Genomic DNA, 21,087 nt, shown 5'->3' with positions numbered 1-21,087 from the left:
GGTCTGTCGCAGTATAGGCCAAGCTGGGCGCCGCATCGATGACTTGCCAGAGACATATACGGCGCGGTCAGTGTCATCGGACCCGGTGACAGTTGTCATGTCGCACGGAGGCTGGTAGATTTTTACTGTTGCATCGCAGCAAGCGATGTTCGCGCCACGCTGCATGCCCCTGATCCGCCAATCCCGAAGGAGAAACGGAAATGAATGCACGTCAACCTGCGGTAGGCGAGGTGCCCGCTCAGGACGCCACCCCCGACGCCCAGGCTCCCGCCCGGGCCGCCCCACAAGATTCCCAGCCGGCCGCGCCGGCATCCCCGTTTTCCCTCCCGTTTGCCGCCTTCCCGCCCATGCCGTTGAACCCGGTGGCGCAGGCCGCGTGGGAATACGGCATCGACGCCTGGCAACGGTCGATCCTGTTCCTCGATATCCTGCGCCGCCGTGGCAACGAGACCGCCGAGCACGAGCGCGGCGGCATGCCGCCGGTGCTGGTGTTCCAGCACGAGGTGCTGATCGATGGGCGCGATTTGCCCCGGCCGGTCAACTACGCGCTGATGCGCATCGTGCCGCCGGCCGCGCATCCCACCGACGACACCAAGCGGCCGTTCGTCGTGATGGACCCGCGCGCCGGGCACGGCCCCGGCATTGGCGGCTTCAAGGCCGACAGCGAGATCGGCAATGCCATCCGCACCGGTCATCCGTGCTACTTCATCACGTTCTTCCGCGATCCGTGCCCCGGCCAGACCATCGAGGACGTGGCACGCACCGAAGGCAAGTTCCTGCAGGCCGTGGCCGAGCGGCATCCCGAGGCACCGGGCAAACCGTTCGTGGTGGGAAACTGCCAGGCAGGCTGGGCGTTGCTGATCCTGGCGGCGGCTTCGCCCGAGGTAACCGGCCCGATCCTGCTGGCGGGCGCACCGGTGGCGTACTGGTCTGGCGTGCGCGGCAAGAATCCGATGCGCTATGCGGGCGGGCTGCTGGGCGGCACGTGGTTGTCCTCCCTGGCCGCCGACTTGGGCAATGGCCGCTTCGACGGGGCCTGGCTGGTACAGAATTTCGAGAAGCTGAATCCGTCGAACACGCTCTGGGAAAAGTTGTACAACGTCTACGCCAGGGTGGACACCGAAGGTCCGCGCTTCCTGGAGTTCGAACGCTGGTGGGGCGGGCATTTCCTGATGAACCGCGAAGAGATCGACTGGATCGTGCAGAACCTGTTCGTCGGCAACCACCTGACGGCCGGCGAGGTGCGCAGCAAGGATGGCCAGACCGTGATCGACCTGCGCAACGTGCGGTCGCCGGTGATCGTGTTCGCGTCCTGGGGGGACAACATCACGCCGCCGCAGCAGGCGCTGAACTGGATTCCCGACCTGTATGCGAACGTGGACGAAATCGTCGCCAACGAGCAGACCATCGTCTACTGCCTGCATCCGTCGATCGGGCACCTGGGCATCTTCGTTTCCGGCAGCGTGGCCAACAAGGAGCACTCCGAACTGTTCTGCGCGCTGGACCTGATCGACGTGCTGCCGCCGGGCCTGTACGAAGCGAAGATAGAGGACTTCGCACCGGATTCCCCGCACAGCGAACTGATCGAAGGCCGCTACCTCGTGCGTTTCGAGCGGCGCACCATCGACGACATCCTGGCACTCGACGATGGCCGGGACGACGAGCAGCCGTTCGAAGTGGTGCGGCGCGTGGCCGAGATCAACCAGAACCTGTATGACACGTTTGCGTCGCCGGCCGTGCGTGCGACGTCCAACGAGGTCACGGCGCAGGCCATCCGCGCCATCCATCCGTCGCGGCTCGAACGCTCGCTGTTCGCCGACGAGAATCCGTGGATGCAATGGATCGCCGCCATGGCGCCGGCCGTGCGCGATGCGCGCCAGCCGGTGTCTGCCGACAATCCGTTCCTGGCCATGCAGCAGGCCGTATCCGACCAGATCGTGCGCTCGCTGGACCAGTATCGCGACGCGCGCGACGCGTGGCAGGAGCGCATGTTCGAATCGATCTACGGCTCGCCGTGGCTGCCGGCCATGCTGGGCATGACGTCGACGCCCAAGCGCTCCGAGTCGCCGGCCATCACGGCGTTGCGCAAGGAGGTGGCCGATCTGCGGCGGCGCGAGGCCGAGCGCGAGATCGGCACGGGCACCGCGCTCGACGCGTTCCTGCGCGTGCTGTCGTACGTGACGCAGGGCCGCTCGGCCATCGAGGAGCGGCCGTTCAACCTGCTGCGCAAGCTGGCGCGAGAGAACCCGCCGGAAAAGCGCATCACACTGGCGCAGTTCAAGGACGCCGTACGCCGGCAGAGCTACATCGTCAGCCTGGACCCCGAAGGGGCCATCCAGGCGCTGCCGGAGCTGGTGCCCGACATGAAGGAGCGTCGTCGCATCATGGTGCTGGCGCATCGCGTGCTCACCGTTGGCGGGCCGCTCGATGCGGAATGGCTGGCCCGCTACCGCGAGGTGGCCGAGGTGTTCGGCACCGACCAGGGCAACGGCAAGGCCACGCCGGCGGAAGCCGAATAGTCCACCGTTGACGATGCACGCAAGGAGAGGCTGACACGATGGTCAACGTACCCAATCCCCCGCTATCTGGCAACCGCGTGCTGATCGTTGGCGTGGCCAACGAAGACTCCATCGCCTGGGGCTGCGCGCGCGCGTTCCGCGAGCTTGGCGCCGAGGTGGCGCTGACCTACCTGAACGACAAGGCGTATCCGCACGTGGCGCCCCTGGCCGAGCAGATCGGGGCGCCGATCCTGATGCCGCTGAACGTGGAGGACGACGCGCAAATGGACGCGCTGTTCGCCCGCATCGGCGAGACGTGGGGACAGCTGGATTCGGTGGTGCATTCGGTGGCCTTCGCGCCCAAGGCAGATTTGCAGGGCGGGCTGCTGCAGTCGTCGGCGGCGGGCTTTGCGCGCGCGATGGACGTGTCGTGCCATTCGTTCATCCGCATGGCGCGCCGCGCTGTGCCGCTGATGGGGCAGGGCGGCACGCTGTTCGCCATGAGCTACGACGGCGCCAACCGCGTGGTGCCCAACTATGACCTGATGGGTCCGGTCAAGGCCGCGCTGGAGGCCACGTGCCGCTACCTGGCCTATGAACTCGGGCCGCAGGGCATTCGCGTGCATGCGATCTCGCCGGGGCCGCTCAAGACGCGCGCGGCGTCGGGGCTCAAGGACTTCGATGCATTGCTGGCCGAGGCCGCCGGCCGCGCGCCGCTGGGCGAGCTGGTCGACATCATGGACGTGGGCTTTGCCACGGCCTATCTGGCCACGCCGTACGCGCGCCGGGTGTCGGGCAACACGGTGTACGTGGACGGCGGCGTGCACATCATGGCGTGAATCGTGCGATTGCCGCATCGCTTGGCGGCGCCATCGCCGGGTGCGGCCTAGAATACAGGCATCACCACTTTCCAATCGGGGAGAGGCTGCAATGCAGGTACTGATACGCGGGCTGCATCGCGATGTGACCGAGGACATGCTGCGCGAGAAGCTCAAGATCTACGCCAAGGTCAATTCCATCGAACTCGTGCGCGAGGGCGACCCGGACCATCCCTGGGCCTGGGTAGACCTGGCGGTGGACCCGTTCACTTGCTGGCGCCTGCTGCGGCAGTTGGACAAGCAGTACTTCGCCGGCAGCGTCATGCGCTGGTACATCCCCGCCCATCAGAGCTGACGTGTACGCTGCCGGTGGCCGCTGGCAGTAATATACGCACTTCCGACATTACAGACAGGTCAGCGCATGCTAGAACTCCAGGGCGCCATCTGGTTCCGCGCCGGCCAGCAGGACTGGGGCGGCAAGGACCGCATCGCGTTGCTGGCCGCCATTGGCGAGCACGGCTCGATCACGGCCGCCGCGCGCGCGGTAGGCATCAGCTACAAGGGCGCCTGGGATGCCATCGACGCGATGAACAACAGCGCCGGCGAACCGCTGGTACTGCGCGCGGCGGGCGGCAAGGGTGGCGGCGGGACGCGGTTGACGGACCGGGCCGCGCGGCTGATCGCGACTTACCGCGCCATGGAAGCCGAGCACGCCCGGTTCATCGCCCATCTGGAGCGTGCCGGCGCGATGTCCGAGGCCAATCCCGAAGACGTTCACCTGATCCAACGCATGATGATCAAGACCAGCGCACGCAACAAGCTGTTTGGCCGCGTGGAGGCCGTGCGGCCCGGTGCCGTCAACGACGAGATCACGCTGGCGCTGCCCGGCGGTCTGCGCATCGTTTCCACGATCACCCATGAAAGCACCGAGACGCTGGGACTGGTGCCCGGTGCCGAGGCGTTCGCGCTGGTCAAGGCATCGTCCGTGATGATCGGCCTGCCCGATCCCGCCGCGCGGCTGTCGGCGCGCAACCAGTTGCCCGGCACGGTGGCACGCGTGGTGCCTGGTGCGGTCAATGCGGAAGTGGTGCTGGAGCTGGAAGGCGGCGGCACCGTGGCGGCCATCGTCAACAACGCGGCGCTGGCCGACCTGGACCTCAAGGAAGGCGTGGCCGCGCTGGCCATCTTCAAGGCGTCGAGCGTGATCCTCGGGACGATGATCTGAACGCTACGGCCGCCGCCTGGACCCAGACACTAGACCACGTGCGCGGATTCGGGCGCGTAGACCGGCGGATGCCGTTGTGCGCGGCCGCTGGCGTGGATACGGCCGTCGCGGATTTCGAGTACGTGGTCGCCCAGCACTTCGACGTCTTCCGGGTCGTGCGAGATCATCAGCATCGGCACGTCCAGGCTTTCCTGCAGCGCGCGCAGTTCCTCGCGCATGCGTACGCGCAGCGCCGGGTCGAGCGCCGAGAACGGTTCGTCTAGCAGCAGGATATCGGGCTGCGCCACCAGCGCGCGCGCCAGCGCCACGCGCTGCTTCTGTCCGCCCGATATCTGCGAGGGGTATTGATTCACGATGTCGCGCAGCCCGAACGCCTCGACCCAGCGCGCGGCCTCTGGCGGCAGCGCGCGTCGCGCGGGATTGCGCCAGCCCCGGCGCAGCCCGAACGCGATGTTCTGCGATACGGTCAGGTGCGGAAACAGCGCGTAGTCCTGGAACAGGTAAGCCACGCGCCGCTCTTGCGGACGCACGTCGATGCCGGTGTCGCTGTCGAACAGCGTACGGCCGTTCAGCGCAATGCGGCCGGCATCGGGTGCCATCAGGCCGGCGATGGCCCGCAGCGTCAGGCTCTTGCCGGCGCCGGACGGCCCGAACAGCGCCACGCGGCGGCTATCCGATTCGAACGCGATATCCAGCGCGAAATGGCGGTCCTGTGACGCCATGCGCTTGCGGACATTGATCTGCATGCTCATGCCCATCACCTCGCCACAGGCTCGCGCCGGAACTTGCGGCGCTCGAACAGGTTGCCCGTACCGCGCTGCGCCGGTGGCACCAGCCGCGCCGCCACCACGAGCAACACGATGCAGGTGACCGAGGTGACCAGCACCAGCAGGTTGGCGGTATCGTCATTGCCGGCCTGTACGGCCTCGTAGATCGCCACCGACAGCGTCTGGGTGCGGCCGGGAAGGTTGCCCGCCACCATCAGCGTGGCGCCGAATTCGCCCAGCGCGCGTGCAAAGGCCAGCAGCACGCCGGCCACGATGCCGGGCAGCGCCATGGGCAGCGTCACGCGGAAGAAGATCGCAGCCTCCGAGATGCCCAGCACCCGTGCCGCGTTCTCCAACTGATGGTCGACGCCTTCGAACGCAGCGCGCGCCGACTTGAGCACCAGCGGAAAGGCCACCACAGTCGATGCCAGCACCGCGCCCTGCCAGGTGAACACCAGTTCGATGCCGATGCTTTCCAGCCACGCGCCGAACACACCGCGCCGGCCCACCAGCACCAGCAGGTAGTAGCCGAGCACCGTGGGCGGCAGCACCAGCGGCAGCGTCAGGATGGCATCGACCACGTCGCGCGCCCGCGAGCGCCAGCGCGCAATGGCATACGCGGCTGCCACGCCCAGCACGGCATTGAGCACCGTGGCCCAACCCGCAACCTTGAGCGACAGCAGCAGCGGAACCCAGACAGCATCCATGACAGTGGCCTTATTGCGCTTTCGTGAAGAATGTCAGGGCTTCTGGAAGCCGTACTTGGCCAGCGTTGCCTGGCCTTCTGGCGACAGCACGTACTGCACGAAGGCGTTGGCTTGCTTGGCCTGCTTGGTCTGCGCGGTCACGGCGATCGGGTAGGTGACCGGCGTGGTGGTGGGCACGCGCGCGGCAACCGTGACCTTGTCGGGCATCACGGCGGCGTCGGTGGCGAACACGAAGCCGGCATCGACCTCGCCGCGCGCCACGTAGTCCAGCGCCTGGCGCACGTTCTGCGCCGGCACGCCCTTGGCTTCCACGGCACTCCACAGGTTCTGGGTTTCCAGCGCACCGCGCGTATAGCGGCCCACCGGCACCGACGACGGGTTGCCATAGGCCACGCGCTTGACGTCGGCGCGCGTCAGGTCCTTCGGGCCGGCGATGCCGAGCTTGCTGTCATGCGGCACGATCAGCACGATCGCATTGGCCGCGAAATCGCGGCGCGAGGCGGCCTGCACCACTTTTTCGGCCTCGGCCTTGTTCATGGCGTCCTGGTCGGCGGACGCGAACACGTCGGCCGGGGCGCCCTTGACGATCTGCTGCATCAGCACATCCGACGCGCCGAAGTTCAGCACCACCTTGGTATCGGGATGGGCGCGCTCGAACTGCTCGCCCAGTTGCTTGAACGCGTTGGTCAGGCTGGCGGCGGCGGACACCACGAGGTCGACGGCAAAGGCCGACGGCGCGGCCAGGGTCAGGGCGGACAGGGCGGCGCCGGCGGCGGCACGGCGCAGGAAAGGACGAAGGCTCATGGCGAATGCGCAGGAAAGTGGAGGGTGTGCATCATGGGTTGCATCCGCAATATAAGCGCGTATATAACGCCCAGTCAATTGCCCGTCCGGATAGGGATCTTCAGCCAATTGGAATAGTGGTGCGTACCTGGTTGCCCCACTTCAATATGATGTTTTTGTCATATTTGTGTCGATTGTCACGGTAATGACGCGGTTTCGCCACTTCCCTGCCATCCCGGCTTACCAAAATCGTCGGGCTGCATCACAAACACAAAACAACAGGGAAATCCGAGACCATGCAACACCATCGCATCCGGGCCGCCGTGCTGGCCGCACTGGTCGCCACCGCGCTGGCCGCCTGTGGCTCCGACGACAACAGCAACGCGGGCAATGGCGGCAACAACGGCAACGGCAGCAACAGCGGTACGACGGTGCCTGCCGGCACCAAGTCCACGCTGGCGCTGTTGGAAACCACCGACCTGCACACCAACGTACTGAGCTACGACTACTTCAAGCTGGCCGAGGACAAGTCGATCGGTTTCGAGCGTGTGGCCACGCTGATCAAGTCGGCGCGGGCCGAATTCCCGAACAGCATGCTGCTGGACAACGGCGACACCATCCAGGGCACCGCGCTGTCGGACTACCAGGCGCTGGTCAAGCCGGTGGCGTGCGCCGAAACGCTCGCGATGTACAAGGTGATGAACGCGGCCGGCTTTGATGGCGGCGGCATCGGCAACCATGAGTTCAACTACGGACTGCAGTACCTGAGCCAGGTCACGGGCAACCGCTTCAACGTGGATGGCCTGCCCGACCCGGGCACGCAGCCGGTATGCGCCGGCCCGAAGTTTCCGCAGGTGCTGGCCAATGTCTATAGCGTGAAGACGCGCCAGCCGCTGTTCCAGCCGTACGCGATCCTGACCAAGACGCTGACCGCCACGGGGCCTGACGGCAAGACGATCTCCGCGCCGATCAAGGTGGGCATCATCGGCTTTGCGCCGCCCGCGATCCTGAGCTGGGACAAGCGCTGGCTCGACGGCAAGGTCTACACCGAGGGCGTGGTGGAGACCGCGCAGAAGTACATCCCGGAAATGCGCGCCAAGGGCGCCGACCTGATCGTGGTGATCTCGCACGGCGGGCTGGACAACTCGACGTATTCGCCGACGATGGAAAACGGCAGCTATCACCTGTCGAAGGTGAGCGGCGTGGACGCCATGCTGATCGGCCATTCGCACCAGATCTTCCCGGACGCCAACAGCACGGTGGGCCAGTTCAACCTGCCGGGCGTCGACAAGGTCAAGGGCACCGTCAATGGTGTGCCGACCGTGATGGCCAACTACTGGGGAAAGCACCTGGGCGTGGTCAAACTGGCGCTGAACTACGACGGCAGCAAATGGAGCGTCGACCGCACCAACACGAAGGTGGAAGCGCGCTCGACCCAGAACGCCGACAAGAGCTACGTGGCCGCCGACGCCAGCGTGGCGTCCGCCATCGACACCGAGCACCAGGCCACCATCCAGTACGTGAAGACGCCGATCGGCAGCACGGACTACCGCATGTCGAGCTATTTCGCCGACGTGGGCGACCCGGGCGCAATCCAGATCGTGAACCAGGCGCAGGCCCGTTACGTGAAGAACTACATCACGGCCAACCTGCCCGCGCTGGCGGCGCTGCCCGTGCTGTCGGTATCGGCGCCGTTCAAGAGCGGCTTCGGCGGCGGCAATGACTATACCGACGTGGCGATGGGCAGCCTAGCCATCAATAACGCGGCCGATCTGTACCTGTACCCGAACACGGTCTACGCGGTGAAGGTCAACGGCGACGAGGTCAAGGCGTGGCTGGAGACGGCCGCCAACCGCTTCAACCAGATCAACCCGGGGCTGACCACGGAACAGCAACTGATCAGCACGTTCCCGGGCTACAACTTCGACATGTTCACCGACGCCGATATGCAGTACGAGATTGACGTCACGCAAGCCGTGGGAAGCCGCATCAAGAACCTGACGTACAAGGGCGCGGCGGTGACCTCGGCGATGGAGTTCATCGTCGCCACTAATAACTATCGCGCCAGCGGCGGCGGCAACTTCCCGGGCCTCGATGGCACTAAGACCGTCTACGCATCGCCCGACGCCAACCGCGATGTGCTGATCCAGTACGTCAAGGACGTGGCCACCGTGACGCGCGCCACCAACGGCAATGCGCGTAGCTGGCACTTCACCAAGGTGGTGACCAGTGGCGACGTGGTGTTCAGCTCGGGCGTTGGCATGCTGGCACAGGCCACGGCCGGCGGCGTGGCCGGCATCTCGCTGGTAGCGGCCGACGATGGCTCGGGCAAGAACCTCTCCAAGTACAAGATCGACCTGAACCAGTAACTACGATGCAAGTCTCCGTCGCCGCCACTGTCACCGTCAATTCGGCTTCTCACGCCGGCACACGCCGCACCGCCGCGCGCCGTCTGCCGCGCATCCACCCGCTGTTCGTGGCCGCCACGCTGGCCGTGGCGGTGGCCACCGCCGGCGTGGCGGGTGCCGCCGTGTGGCGCCACCAGTCGGATGCCCGCCACACGCAGATCGCGCAGTGGCAGCTACTGGCCACGTCGGCCGGCGACGCCGCTGCGCTGGACCAGTTGCAGCAGGGCGCCCGCAACGGCGAGACCGCCGCGCGCGCCGCGCTTGGCGAAACGCTGATGGCACGCACCGATGCCGCTACGCGTGCCGACGGCGAGCGCTGGCTGCGCATGGCTGCCGACAGCGGCTACGTGCGCGCGCAGTTCCTGCTGGGCAAGGCAGCCCTGCTGGGCACCCTGGCATCGGGCCGGGCCGATCTGCCGCTGGCATGGCAGCAGACCGAAGCGGCTGCGCGCGCCGGTGACATTGGCGCGGCCTATTACCTGGGCCTGCTGTATCGCGGCGGCCATGGCCACGCGCCGGACCCGGCGCAGGCGGCCCGCTGGTTCAAGGTGGCGGCCGACGGCGGCGTGGCGCAGGCGATGTTCCTGCTGGCCAACGCGTATCGCGAAGGCGAGGGCGTGTCCCAGGACGATGCCCGCGCCGTGGCATGGTACGAAGCCGCCGCCGAGCGCGAGCACCCGGCATCGATCCAGGCACTGGCCACGGCCTATCGCAACGGCGAACTGGGCCTGGCGCAGGATGACCGCAACTACCGCCAGCACATGGCCGAGGCCGCGCACGCGCTGAAGCATCCCGCGATCAATCCGTAACGCCTACTGGTAGCTCATGGTGAAGGTGGCGATGCCACGCACCGTGGCCGGCGTCACGGGGCCGACGGCCACGTACTCGGCTTGCATCTGAATGATGCCGGCGCCGCTCACCACACCCGCCATCCATTGGTTCGTATTGCCCGATGCTCCCGAATCGGGGCCGAATCTGACGGCCTCGTTCGATGGTCGCCTGATGCGCAACTGTACGCCGCGGGTGGTGGAGTCTGCGGTGAGCGTCAGCAAGTCACTACGATTGCCGGGCGTGGTCGCATCGGTCAATGTGATGTGGGCATGCGCGTGGTTCTCGCAATGCAGGCCAATGCGGAAGGGCGTTGCGCCGGCAGTGGCGCCGACGGTTTCCAACGCGGTGTCAGGCGCCGAAGCCAGCGTGACGCCGACGTTGGGTGTAGTCACCCGGCACGTTCCCCGGCTGACGGGGCCACTGTCCATCGTCATGGTTCCCGCCGTGGGCGAAACGTAGTTCGTTGTGGTATTTCGGTTCTGGAAGGTATGGACAACGTCAAACGGGATCCAGTGCCTGCTGTTGATGTTTCCGGTCTTGACCAGTTGGTATCGGAACTGGAAGGCGCCGACGAAGGCATCGGTGCCCCAAATGGTGGGGGTGAGATCCAGGCCTTCGGGGCCAGTAAAGGTCGATACCACGCGGTCTAGGCTGGGGCTGAATATGCGCACACCAATACCGGGGACCCCGGTGTTCCAAGCGTCGCTCACCGGGGAAGATGGTCCATGGATCGGCACCCCTTGAATGCGATAGCCAACGCCGCTTCCGCGGCCCCTGCTGGCTGGACAGCTGACGAACGCAATATAGGTCCGCTGTTCACTGATTGCCGCGCCGATGGGCGTATCTGGCGCGACCCAGACCAAAAAGCGCGAGTTACTGGGTCATGTTCTGGCGGGCCATGGAGTGGAAGAACCCATCGTCCGAAACGGAAAGGTGGTGTTTGCCGAGGTATGCTTCAGGCGTTTCCGACTGGAGGCGTCCATGAAGACGATCTATCTCGCTGGTTTCGACGTATTCCGCAAGGACGCCCGGGCCTGGGGCGAACATCTGAAGGCACTGTGCGCGCAACATGGCTTCGAGGGCCTGTACCCGCTCGACAAGGCGGCGCCCAGGGGGTTGTCCGGGCCCGACACCGCGCGATGGATCTACGAGGCCAACGTCGCGCTGATCCGCCGGGCGGACATCGTGATGGCCAATCTCGATGACTTCCGTGGCCCGGGAGAACCTGACAGCGGCACGGCATTCGAGGTGGGATTCGCGGTGGCGCTGCAGAAGCCCGTGTGGGGCTACGCGACCGATGCCGGCACGCTGCTGGATCGCGTGCGCGTGACCACCGATGACAATGGCGAGGCGCGCGACGCGAACGACTACGTGGTGGAAAACTTCGGCCTGCCGATGAACCTGATGCTGGCCTGCAGCGTTCGGCTCGTGACGGGCGATGCCGGGGCGTGCCTGGAGGCGATGGCCGACGCCGATCGCCGTCGCGCCGCGCGCCGCCTCCAGGCGCTGGCGGACGGTGGTCCGGAGGATTGATGCCGTGCCGGCGCAGGTGTGCGCCGGCTACTGGTAGCTCATCGTGAAGGTTGCCACGGCCGGTTCCTGCAGATAGATGATCCGCAGCGTCTGACCCTTCTTGGGATCGAGCCGGAACAACGGCGGTGTCAGTGTGAACGGGGTTTTCGAATCGTCGGGCATGGCGTTCGGGTTGCCGTCGTCGATCCACGCCTGTACCAGCGCCGGCGCGATGCCCTCGTTACTGAGGTTGAGTGTGACTTCGCGTCCCTTTGCAGGATAGACCACCCGCGTACCGGTCAACACCAGGGAAGCGCTGGCTTGCGACAGTGCCATGGCGAAGAGAGTGGCAGCCAGGGCTGCACGGAACTTCAGGGGCGTCGACATGAGTTCAGCGTTCCGTAAAAATGCCCGGGCCCATCCGTAAAAAAACACCGGCAGGCCTGGGGCTGCCGGTGTGTGGTCGATTACGGGTACACGACGGAATACGTGGTCGTCCTCAAGACATCGCCTGCCGTGGCTGCCCCGCCGGTGGCCACATACTGGGCGTAATAGGGCAGGGGGCACCGCCGCATGCCAGTGCCACGACCTGCGAGTTCTGCGCGGGATATCCCGAACCCAGCGCAATATCGGTCAGGTTCGCGTTCTGCAGCCCGACTTCCACATTGCCGGCCCCGCCGGCCTCGGTATTCACGAGCCGGCCGGTGACGTAATCCACGGTGGCGCCCGGTTCGAAAAAGACCGAAACGTTGCCGGTGGCCGGATTGCAGCCGGAAACCACGATGTTGAATGGCGTACGGCCCGCGACATTACCGGATGCCGAGAGCGCCGAGGTCGGTACCGTCGGCAGGGTCACGGTAAAGCTGCTGCCACCACCATTGCCGGCAATCGTGCAGGTCTGGCCGCTAACGCGGCCGTTGAAGGTAATGGTGCCGTCCGAGGCAAATGCCTGGGGTGAAGCCGCGACTAAAAGTACGGAGGCGCCGAGAATGAGGGTGCGTAAATTTTTCATTTTGCTGACCATTTGGCTTGAATTGACAAAGGTTCTGTCAAGACAGATCGGAATGTCTCATGTTACAGAGGGGGGGCGATTTGGCGAGTGAAGAAACCCTGCGTGATTGCCGGTGTTTCCTTTATTGCCAGCTCATTCCGTTCCCTTGCATTTCATCCTCCTGACGACATAATGGTATGAACGGTCAGGTATCGCATGAATGGTCATTTCCTTAATCTGTGCGCGATCGAATTCATGATATGGCTATTGCCGAAAAAATGGGTTTGAAACTGCACGAATTGAAATTTCCGGAATATAACGCGTGACGATAAATATTCCAGCGCGAAAAAAGCGTCAGGAAAATATGCGCACGGGTGGCGGCAAACCGGCGGATGGGGAAGGGCGGGGGCGGTCGCCCCAGGGCGCCGGGATCAGGCGCGTGGGGCGACGGTGAAGCGGGGTGTGGAGAGTAAAGCGGGCGTGACGCCGCGAGGCGTCGGCGTGACTAGCGCTGTAGTGACCGCACGCCGGCGGCGATGTCAGCGGCCGCCATGCCGACGATCTGGCGATACGCGGTGATCACGCCATCGATCTTGCCCGGCGCGGCCAGGTCCGCTTCGGTGCGGCCGCTCAGCACCTTGCCGTCGGGCAGGCGGCGCACGGTCCAGGCAATCGACGCGGCGGCACGCACGCCGGGGTCGGCTTCGAGCCGCACGACTTCGGTGGTCACGCGAAACACCGGCTCCACGTCCGACAGCCCTTGCTGATAGGTGTCGATCGCACCGAGGTTGCCCTGGAGCTGCTGCGACAGCGCGTCACGCAGTTCATCGGGCAGCGGCGACGACCAGCGCGACTGGTCGAGCAGCTTCACGTTGCCGGTGTTGCCGTCGATGACCACGAGCTGGGCGCGGTTCAGCCGCTCGGGCACGCGTACCGGCGCCACCTCGATCCATACTGGTTGCGTGGCAGCGGGCGAGGTGGCTGGAGCGGTCGGGGCAGCCGCACCGGTTGCCAGCGTGTAGTAGCGCGGCTCCGGCGAGGCGCAGGCGCCGAGCCCGGCCACGGCCACGGCCAGCAACATGGCGCAAAGCGTCAGCGAACGTTTCATCATTTGTCCTCCGTCTTGCCGCGCAGCAGCGCCTCGGGATGGCGTTCCAGGTAATCGGTCAGTGCGCGCAGCGATACCGCCGTGCGCGTCAGTTCCTGCATCATGCGGCGTGTGTCCTGCTGCAGCGGCGCGTCGGACGCCAGCGTGCCGTTGGCCGAATTCAGGGTGCGGCGCGCGTCCTGCAGCGCTGCCGTCACCTGCGGCGCCACGTCGCCATTGAGCTGCGCCACGAGCTTGTCGGCGGTCTCCAGCATCTTGTTCATCGATGCGATGGCCGTGCGCGCGTCCTGGCCGATCTGGTCGAACGGCACCTTGTCGATCTTGTTGACGATCTCGCCCAGCTTGGCCTGCAGCTCGTCGAACGTGCCCGGCGTGGTCGGGAACTCGGGCATCGGCGCTTCAAGGTCGATGTCCTTGGCCGGCGGGGCCTTCGGGAAGAAGTCCAGCGCGACGTACAACTGGCCGGTCAGCAGGTTGCCAGTGCGTAGCTGCGCGCGCATGCCGCGCTTGACCAGCGCCTGCACGATGGTGCGCTTGCGCGCTTCGTCGGCCACGTCGCGTTCGCGGAAACCCATGCGCGACGGGTACAGCTCCACCACCACCGGCATGCGGAACGCCTTCTTGTCGCGCTGGTATTCGATGCCGATCGACCGCACCTGGCCCACGATCACGCCACGGAAGTCCACCGGCGCACCGGGCGACAGTCCGCGTACCGACTGGTCGAAGTTCAGCACGGCCAGCGTCGGCGCCAGTTCCTCGGGTTCCTTCATCGCCTCGGCCTGGTCTGCCGCCAGCAGGAACTGGGTGTTCTCCGCCGCAGAGTCGCGCGCGACGGTGTTGTCGGGCGCCTGGAACGCAACGCCACCCAGCAGCACCGTAACCAGCGATTGCGTGGACAGCTTCAGGCCGCTGGCATCGAGCTTCAGGTCCACGCCGCTGGCGTGCCAGAAGCGCGTGTCGGCGCCCACGAGCTTGTCGTACGGCTTGTTGACGAACACGCGCAGCGTGATGTCGCGCCCGTTCGGCTCAAGCTGATAAGCCACCACCTGGCCCACCTGCACGCGGCGATAGTAGACCGGCGAGCCGATATCGAGCGAACCCAGGTCCTGTGCGCGCAGCACGAACTGCCGGCCCGAAGCGTCGGTGGTCACCACGGGCGGCACCTCCAGGCCCGTGAAGTTGCGCGTGCTTTCGGTGGACTTGCCGGCGTCCACGCCGATGTAGGCGCCCGACAGCAGCGTCTCCAGACCCGATACGCCGCTGATCGCAAAGCGCGGCCGAACCACCCAGAAGCGCGTGTCCTTGACGGCGAAGTTCTCGGCGTCCTTGGTCAGCTCGATCGTGGCCAGCACGTGCGAGCGGTCCGACGCCAGCCGCACCGACTTGACCAGCCCGATATCCACGTCCTTGTAGCGCACGGCGGTCTTGCCCGGGGTGAGGCCCTCGGCCGTGCCGAACGTGACCGTGATCTCGGGGCCGCGCGATGCCAGCGTGTTGATCAGCAGCGAAATGCCCACCACGGCCGCGACGATCGGAATCAGCCAGACCAGTGACGGCAGCCAGCGTGCGCGGCGGCGGCGCGCGGGCTGCGGAATGCCGGCGGGATTGGGGCTGGGGGGAGGGGTAGGAGTATCAGGATCAGCCATGGTCGGGTTCCGGCGATTTCGAAGGGGCGTTCGCGTCGAGCGAATCCCATAGCAGGCGTGGGTCGAACGACAGCGACGCCAGCATGGTCAGTACGACGACCGAGGCAAAGGCCAGCGCCCCGCCCCCGGGAATGATGGTGGCCAGCGCTCCGGCGCGCACCAGCGCGGCCAGCAGCGCGACCACGAAGATATCGAGCATGGACCAGCGGCCGATGATCTCGACCAGTCCATAGAGTTTGGTCTGCTGGCGGATACGCCACGATGACTTGAAATGCACCGACACCAGCAGCAGCGTCAGGATCACCATCTTCAGCAGCGGCACGATGATGCTGGCGATCAGCACCACGCCGGCCAGCATGTGCGATCCGGACAGCCACAGGTAGATCACGCCGGACAGGATGGTGTCGCGCTGGGTGCCCAGGATCGACTGGGTCACCATCACCGGCAGCAGGTTGGCCGGGATGTACAGGATGAACGCGGACAGCAGGAAGGCCCAGGTGCGCGCCAGGCTGGCCGGCTTGCGGTGATGGAGCGTGGCGCCGCAGCGCGGGCACGGCTCGCCATCCAGCGTCATCGGACTGACCAGGTCGCAGGCATGGCACGACAGCAGCCCGCGCGACGCTGCCGTGGGCACTTGCGCCAGCGGCGTGCGTTCGTCGTCGTCGGTCAGCTCCGCGACCACGTCGGCCGCCACGCGGCGCGAACGGGCCAGTTGCTCGCGGGCCTGCACGGCACGCGACGGGCGGGGCGGGGGCGTGCTCATGCGCGGTCCTCGCGCGGCGGCGCTTCGTCGGCACCGGCCGGCTCCAGGTAATGCCAGAGATCGCGCGGATCGAACGACAGCATCGCGGCCAGCACCACCACGAGCGCGCCAAACGACCACAGCGCCACGCCGGGAATCACCTGGGCCATGGTCGACAGTTTCACCACGGTCACCAGCACGCCGATCATGAACACCTCGATCATGCCCCAGGGCCGCGTCTGACGGATGCCGCGCACGATGCGGTCGAAGCCCATCGGCATGCGGTGCCGGGCCATCGGCACCAGCAGGTAGCACATCATCAGCATCTCGGAGAGCGGGAACAGGATCGTGGTGCCAAATACGAGCAGCGCCACCAGCGTCATGTGGTCGCTGTGCAGCGCCTGGACGGCACCCCACAGCGTGGTTTCGGTACGCACGCCCTTGAGGTCCATCTCGACGATGGGATACGTGTTGGACACCAGGAACAGGATCAGCGCGGTGACCACCAGCGGCAGCAGCCGCCGGTAGGCGCGCGTGCTTTCGCGGTACAGCACGCCGCCGCAGCGCAGGCACGTGGCCCGCTCGCCGGGAGCCAGCGTGGTGCGCTCGTAGAGCGCGTCGCAGTACTCGCAGGCCACCAGCCGGTGCAGGTCCTGCTCCGGCCCGGCGTGCGCGGGGTGTGTCCCGTCGCTCATGCGTCCGGGGTCAGTTGTGAGGGCGGCGCGGGCGTGACCGCGGTGACTCCCGGCCGTTCCTGCGAGCCGATGGTCCAGTCGCGCAGCAGCGCGTAGGCCACGGCCAGCACCGTCGGCCCCAGGAACACGCCCAGGAACCCGAATGCCAGCGCCCCGCCCAGCACGCCCATCATGATCCAGATTAGCGGCAGGCCGGTGCCCTTGCTGATCAGCAGCGGCTTGATGACGTTGTCGGCCATGCCCACCACCACGGCGCCCCACACCACCATGAAGATGGCCCAGCCGGTCTCGCCGCTGTGATAGAGCCACAGTGCTGCCGGAATCCACACCAGCGGCGGACCCATCGGCACCACGGACAGGAAGAACGTGACGAAGCCCAGGATGGCGGCGCCGGGCACGCCGGCGATCCAGAAACCGATGGCGGCCAGCACGGCCTGCACGAACGCCGTGCCCAGCACGCCGTACACCACGCCCTTGATCGTGCCGCCGGCCAGCGCCATCAGGTGGTCGGCACGCTCGCCGGCCACCCGGCGCATGCCGCCGCGCAGCCATTCCACGGCCAGTTCGCCGCCGGTATAGAAGAAGAACGCCAGGATGATCGACAGCGCCAGTTGCCCCAGCCCGCCGCCAATCGACAGGCCGGCGCCCAGTAGCACGTGGCCCACGGGCGCAATCAGCTTGCGCAGGTTGGCCACCATTTCGGAGTCGGCGTGGATGATCTGTTCGTAGCTCGATTGCAGCTGCGGGCCCACGTAGGGCAGGCTGCTGAGCCAGTCAGGTAGTTGCGGGAAGCCGCGCTCCGTGTAGCTGTTGACCAGCGCGGTCAGTTCGTCGAGGTGGGCCGAGAAGCTGGCGCCGGCATAGACAAACGGGCCCAGCACGATCACGGCAGCCACCAGCACGCACACCAGCGCGGCCAGCCCGCGCCGGTTGCCGAGCCAGCGCGACAGCACGGTATATGGATACCACGAGCTGTAGGCCAGGATGGCGCCCCACACGAGCGCCGTGGCAAACGGGGCCAGCACGACCAGCGAACCGCCGATCAGAACGATCAGCGCAAAGACCGCCGCAAGCTTTTCAATCAGTTGTCCGGAACTCATCGTCGCGCGCCAGCCGGCGTCCATGTTGCGAGAACGCCGTAAGCATAGCGGAATTCGCCGACAACTCCGGGTTATCCCTTGCCGGATCAACGAATGCGGGCGATGGCCCGCCGCATGGATCAGCTTGCCATCAGGACGCCGCCGTGGCGGTTTCCGCGGCGGTTGCCGTACCGCCCTGGCGCAGCAGCGCCGCGACGAGGTCTGACTGTGTGACGATGCCCACCACGCGCTTGCGCTCGTCCAGGACCGGCACGTGATGCAGGCCACCATCGGAGAACGCCTGCGCCAGATTGACGATCGGCTGGTCGGCGCTGGCGGAGATCACCGTACGCGTCATCAGGTCGCGCACCGCGCCGTTGACGCGGCGCGAATTCACGCGGTAGGCACTGAAGAAGTCGCTCTGTGTGAGGATGCCAAGCAGACGCCGCTGGCGGTCCACCACGGGCAGCGCCTTGATATGGTGGCGCGCCATCAGCGCGGTGGCGTCGGCGGCCATCTGGCCGGGACGCACCGACACCACGTCGCGCGACATGATGTCGCCGCAGCGCACGTCGCCAAACCGGCGCGAGTACGCGCGCAGCTCGGCGGCCACCAGGATCGCTTCGAGATCGTCTTCTTCGATATCCAGGAATTCGCCGCGTGCCGCCAGCACCGCATCGAGGTCAGACCGCGTGAAGCCCACGCGCTTGCTGGGCGGCACGTCACGGGTGTGATGCTGGGCCGCTGGTTCCGGCGGACGGTGCGGGTAGCGGCGCCGCGCCAGGTTGTTGAAGGCCAGCGCGGTCAGCAGCAGCAACATCGAATTCACGGCCACCGGGATTACCACGAAGCCAAAGCCCATTGCCTGCACGACGGGCCCGCCAAACACCGCGGTCACGGCCACGGCGCCGCTGGGCGGGTGGACGCAGCGCAACTGGAACATCAGCGCGATGGCGCCGGCCACTGCCACGCCAGCGGCCAGCCCGGGGTCGGGAATCCACTTTGCGCAGGCCACGCCTACGGTGGCGGCCACCATGTTGCCGCCGATGATGGACCACGGCTGCGCCAGCGGACTGGACGGCACGCCGAACAGCAGCACGGCGGAGGCCCCCATCGGGGCGATGAACCATGGATTGAACCCCTGCAGGAACTGGCGGCAGATCCATTCGGTCAGCGCCAGGCCAATCAGCGCGCCGAGGCAGCTCTTGAGCCGCTCGCGCCGGTTGGCCGCGATCGGCATGGGGACAAAAGTGCGCAGCCAGGCACGGGCCTCGGCGACGGAAGAGGTCGGGTCGAATGCAGTCGGCATCGAAAGCGGGGGCGGCTTTGGGTGTTGGGGGCGTCACCGGTGCATTGACCGGACCGTCAATGTATCACAGCATGATATATTTCGCAGGCTGTGCTCTCCGCATCATCCCAGCCGCCCCCGGCTCATGTCCATGACAAATCATTCCGCATTGCACCAATCCGAGCCGCGTTTCGAGCGGCGCGACTACGCGGCAAACGGCCGTTTGCCCATGCTGGCCGGCATCGCGCTGCTCATTGGCGGCGTCAGCACCGGCGCGGCATTCGTGCTCGTCAACCTGATCCGCTTCTTCACCAACCTGTTCTTCTTCCAGAGCCTGTCGTTCGCCGAGCGCTCGCCCGCGCACCACGCGCTGGGCCCGTGGGTCATTGCCGTGCCGGCCATCGGCGGGCTGATCGTCGGGCTGATGGCGCGCTATGGCAGCGACAAGATCCGGGGCCACGGCATTCCGGAGGCCATCGAGGCCGTACTGTTCGGCAAGAGCAAGATGTCGCCCAAGGTGGCGGTGCTCAAGCCGTTGTCGTCGGGCATCGTCATTGGCAGCGGCGGGCCGTTCGGTGCCGAGGGGCCGATCATCATGACGGGCGGATCGATTGCGTCGCTGCTGGCGCAATACCTGCACCTGACCGCCGCCGAGCGCAAGACGCTGCTGGTGGCAGGCGCCTGCGCCGGCATGACGGCGATCTTCGGCACGCCCGTGGCGGCGGTGCTGCTGGCCATCGAACTGCTGCTGTTCGAGCTGCGCCCGCGCAGCCTGCTGCCGGTGGCGCTGGCATGTGCCGTGGCCGGGTTCCTGCGGCCGTTCCTGTTCGAGGCCGGCCCGCTGTTCCCGCTGCACACCGCACCGGCCAGTACCGTGGCGCTGGGGTCGTGCGTGGCGGCCGGGCTGCTGTGCGGCGTGCTGGGTGCGGCGCTGACGCTGGCCCTGTATCGCACCGAGGATGCGTTTGGCCGCCTGCGGCTGCACTGGATGTGGTGGCCGGCGATTGGCGGGCTTGTAGTGGGCATCGGCGGATATTTCGAGCCGCGCGCGCTGGGCGTGGGCTACGACGTGATTGGCGACCTGCTCAACAACCGGCTGGCCATCGAGGTGGCCGTGGCGCTGCTGGCCGTGAAGGCCGTGATCTGGATTGCCGCGCTGGGCTCGGGCACGTCGGGCGGCGTGCTGGCGCCGCTGCTGATGCTGGGCGCCGGGCTGGGCGTGGTGGTTGGGCCGTTCCTGCCTGGCGGTTCGCCCGCGCTGTGGGCGCTGGTGTGCATGGCCGGCGTGCTGGGCAGCGTGCTGGGCGCGCCGCTGACCGCCATCGTGTTCGCGTTCGGCCTGACGCACGACAGCGAGGCGCTGCTGCCGCTGCTGCTGACCACGGCGGTGGCCTACGGCTTCTCGGTGCTGACGATGAAGCGCGGCATCATGACCGAGAAGATCGCGCGCCGTGGCTTGCATATCTATCGCGAATACGGCGTCGATCCGCTGGAGCGTTCGCACGTGGAAGAACTGATGACGCGTGAGGTGGTGACCATCGACGCCAGCCTGCCGGTGGCCGATGCGCTGGACCGCTACTTCGGCGCCCAGGCCGCGCACCGCGCGTATCCGGTGTTGGCAGATGGGCGCGTGGTGGGCATGCTGCATCGCAGCGCCATCGTGGCCGCGCATGCGGGCGACGATGCCGGACTGCGCTGCGGCGATCTGGTCACCGCGCAGGCCGATGGCAGGGGCACGGACCGTGGCACGCCCACGGTGCTGCTGCCCGCGCAGACGGGCCGCGCGGCGGCAGGGCAGATGGCGGCGCTGAGCGTGGCGCGCATGCCGGTGGTCGACAGCCTCGACACGATGCGGCTGGTCGGCATCGTGTCGCTGCGCGACCTGCTGGCGCCGAGCGAACATGCGTTGCACGAGGAAACCCACCGCGAGCGGCTGCGCGGCAGGCAGCAGGGATCGATGTCGCTGCGTCGCAACGCTTGAATCGAGTC

The 21,087-nt window shown here is 66.7% G+C and carries 19 protein-coding genes and 1 pseudogene; 8 read left to right on the top strand and 12 right to left on the bottom strand.

All coding sequences use genetic code 11. The features are described 5' to 3' along the window. The first annotated feature begins 200 nt into the window (after positions 1-200). From MFF62_RS04800 to MFF62_RS04785, 4 genes are all read left to right on the top strand, one after another. A complete protein-coding gene (locus MFF62_RS04800) occupies positions 201-2,519 on the top strand; it encodes a DUF3141 domain-containing protein (protein WP_404990621.1) in 2,319 nt (772 codons plus the stop codon). 38 nt (positions 2,520-2,557) lie between these two features. Beyond that, positions 2,558-3,337 carry an enoyl-ACP reductase FabI gene (gene fabI, locus MFF62_RS04795; protein WP_238260725.1) on the top strand — a complete coding sequence of 260 codons (780 nt, stop codon included), beginning with the start codon at positions 2,558-2,560 and terminating at the stop codon, positions 3,335-3,337. 91 nt (positions 3,338-3,428) lie between these two features. Next, entirely contained in the window at positions 3,429-3,671 is a 243-nt protein-coding gene (locus MFF62_RS04790) for an RNA recognition motif domain-containing protein (protein ID WP_238260723.1), read from the top strand. Positions 3,672-3,737: 66 nt separating this feature from the next. Beyond that, a complete protein-coding gene (locus tag MFF62_RS04785; RefSeq protein WP_238260721.1) occupies positions 3,738-4,541 on the top strand; it encodes a TOBE domain-containing protein in 804 nt (267 codons plus the stop codon). Between the two features lie 29 nt (positions 4,542-4,570). Here MFF62_RS04785 and MFF62_RS04780 read toward each other — a convergent pair whose 3' ends face one another. The 3 genes from MFF62_RS04780 to modA are packed head-to-tail and all read right to left on the bottom strand — an operon-like array spanning position 4,571 to position 6,819. After that, positions 4,571-5,293 carry a sulfate/molybdate ABC transporter ATP-binding protein gene (locus MFF62_RS04780; RefSeq protein ID WP_238260719.1) on the bottom strand — a complete coding sequence of 241 codons (723 nt, stop codon included), beginning with the start codon at positions 5,291-5,293 and terminating at the stop codon, positions 4,571-4,573. A gap of 5 nt (positions 5,294-5,298) precedes the next feature. Continuing rightward, entirely contained in the window at positions 5,299-6,015 is a 717-nt protein-coding gene (gene modB, locus MFF62_RS04775) for a molybdate ABC transporter permease subunit (RefSeq protein WP_238260718.1), read from the bottom strand. Positions 6,016-6,048: 33 nt separating this feature from the next. Next, positions 6,049-6,819: a molybdate ABC transporter substrate-binding protein gene (gene modA, locus MFF62_RS04770; RefSeq protein ID WP_238260716.1), complete on the bottom strand. Its 771-nt coding sequence runs from the start codon at positions 6,817-6,819 to the stop codon at positions 6,049-6,051. A 275-nt stretch (positions 6,820-7,094) separates the two neighbouring features. On the opposite strand from modA, the gene MFF62_RS04765 reads away from it, so the two are divergent. Beyond that, positions 7,095-9,167, top strand: a complete 2,073-nt coding sequence (locus MFF62_RS04765; RefSeq protein WP_238260714.1) for a bifunctional 2',3'-cyclic-nucleotide 2'-phosphodiesterase/3'-nucleotidase — start codon at positions 7,095-7,097, stop codon at positions 9,165-9,167. 5 nt (positions 9,168-9,172) lie between these two features. Next, complete coding sequence (locus MFF62_RS04760) at positions 9,173-10,015, top strand: tetratricopeptide repeat protein (RefSeq protein ID WP_238260712.1); 843 nt, start codon at positions 9,173-9,175, stop codon at positions 10,013-10,015. Between the two features lie 3 nt (positions 10,016-10,018). On the opposite strand, the gene MFF62_RS04755 is transcribed toward MFF62_RS04760, so the two are convergent. After that, positions 10,019-10,747: a fimbrial protein gene (locus MFF62_RS04755; protein WP_238260710.1), complete on the bottom strand. Its 729-nt coding sequence runs from the start codon at positions 10,745-10,747 to the stop codon at positions 10,019-10,021. Positions 10,748-11,018: 271 nt separating this feature from the next. On the opposite strand from MFF62_RS04755, the gene MFF62_RS04750 reads away from it, so the two are divergent. Then, complete coding sequence (locus MFF62_RS04750; protein ID WP_238260708.1) at positions 11,019-11,570, top strand: nucleoside 2-deoxyribosyltransferase; 552 nt, start codon at positions 11,019-11,021, stop codon at positions 11,568-11,570. A gap of 27 nt (positions 11,571-11,597) precedes the next feature. Here MFF62_RS04750 and MFF62_RS04745 read toward each other — a convergent pair whose 3' ends face one another. From MFF62_RS04745 to MFF62_RS04710, 8 genes and pseudogenes are all read right to left on the bottom strand, one after another. Beyond that, entirely contained in the window at positions 11,598-11,936 is a 339-nt protein-coding gene (locus MFF62_RS04745; RefSeq protein ID WP_283205311.1) for a fimbrial biogenesis chaperone, read from the bottom strand. Between the two features lie 80 nt (positions 11,937-12,016). Next, positions 12,017-12,561, bottom strand: a pseudogene (locus MFF62_RS04740) (fimbrial protein). Positions 12,562-13,045: 484 nt separating this feature from the next. Then, a complete protein-coding gene (locus MFF62_RS04735) occupies positions 13,046-13,651 on the bottom strand; it encodes a PqiC family protein (RefSeq protein WP_238260706.1) in 606 nt (201 codons plus the stop codon). Further along, positions 13,648-15,294, bottom strand: a complete 1,647-nt coding sequence (locus MFF62_RS04730; RefSeq protein WP_238260704.1) for a PqiB family protein — start codon at positions 15,292-15,294, stop codon at positions 13,648-13,650. Before MFF62_RS04730 ends, MFF62_RS04735 begins: the two co-directional genes overlap by 4 nt. Then, the gene (locus MFF62_RS04725) at positions 15,287-16,057 is read right to left on the bottom strand and encodes a paraquat-inducible protein A (protein ID WP_238260702.1); all 771 of its coding nucleotides are present in this window, start codon (positions 16,055-16,057) and stop codon (positions 15,287-15,289) included. Before MFF62_RS04725 ends, MFF62_RS04730 begins: the two co-directional genes overlap by 8 nt. Beyond that, positions 16,054-16,731 carry a paraquat-inducible protein A gene (locus MFF62_RS04720; RefSeq protein ID WP_238260700.1) on the bottom strand — a complete coding sequence of 226 codons (678 nt, stop codon included), beginning with the start codon at positions 16,729-16,731 and terminating at the stop codon, positions 16,054-16,056. Before MFF62_RS04720 ends, MFF62_RS04725 begins: the two co-directional genes overlap by 4 nt. Continuing rightward, the gene (locus MFF62_RS04715; RefSeq protein ID WP_238260698.1) at positions 16,728-17,831 is read right to left on the bottom strand and encodes an AI-2E family transporter; all 1,104 of its coding nucleotides are present in this window, start codon (positions 17,829-17,831) and stop codon (positions 16,728-16,730) included. The genes MFF62_RS04720 and MFF62_RS04715 overlap by 4 nt, the downstream gene beginning before the upstream one ends. 130 nt (positions 17,832-17,961) lie before the next feature. Further along, entirely contained in the window at positions 17,962-19,119 is a 1,158-nt protein-coding gene (locus MFF62_RS04710) for an HPP family protein (RefSeq protein WP_238260696.1), read from the bottom strand. Between the two features lie 130 nt (positions 19,120-19,249). Between MFF62_RS04710 and MFF62_RS04705 the strand changes: the two genes are divergently transcribed. Then, complete coding sequence (locus tag MFF62_RS04705) at positions 19,250-21,079, top strand: chloride channel protein (protein ID WP_404990618.1); 1,830 nt, start codon at positions 19,250-19,252, stop codon at positions 21,077-21,079. The last annotated feature ends 8 nt before the right edge of the window (positions 21,080-21,087 follow it).

The sequence above is a fragment of the Cupriavidus pauculus genome, from assembly GCF_022179805.1.
GTDB lineage: Bacteria > Pseudomonadota > Gammaproteobacteria > Burkholderiales > Burkholderiaceae > Cupriavidus > Cupriavidus pauculus_E.
This window is presented reverse-complemented; position numbering and strand designations above follow the sequence as displayed.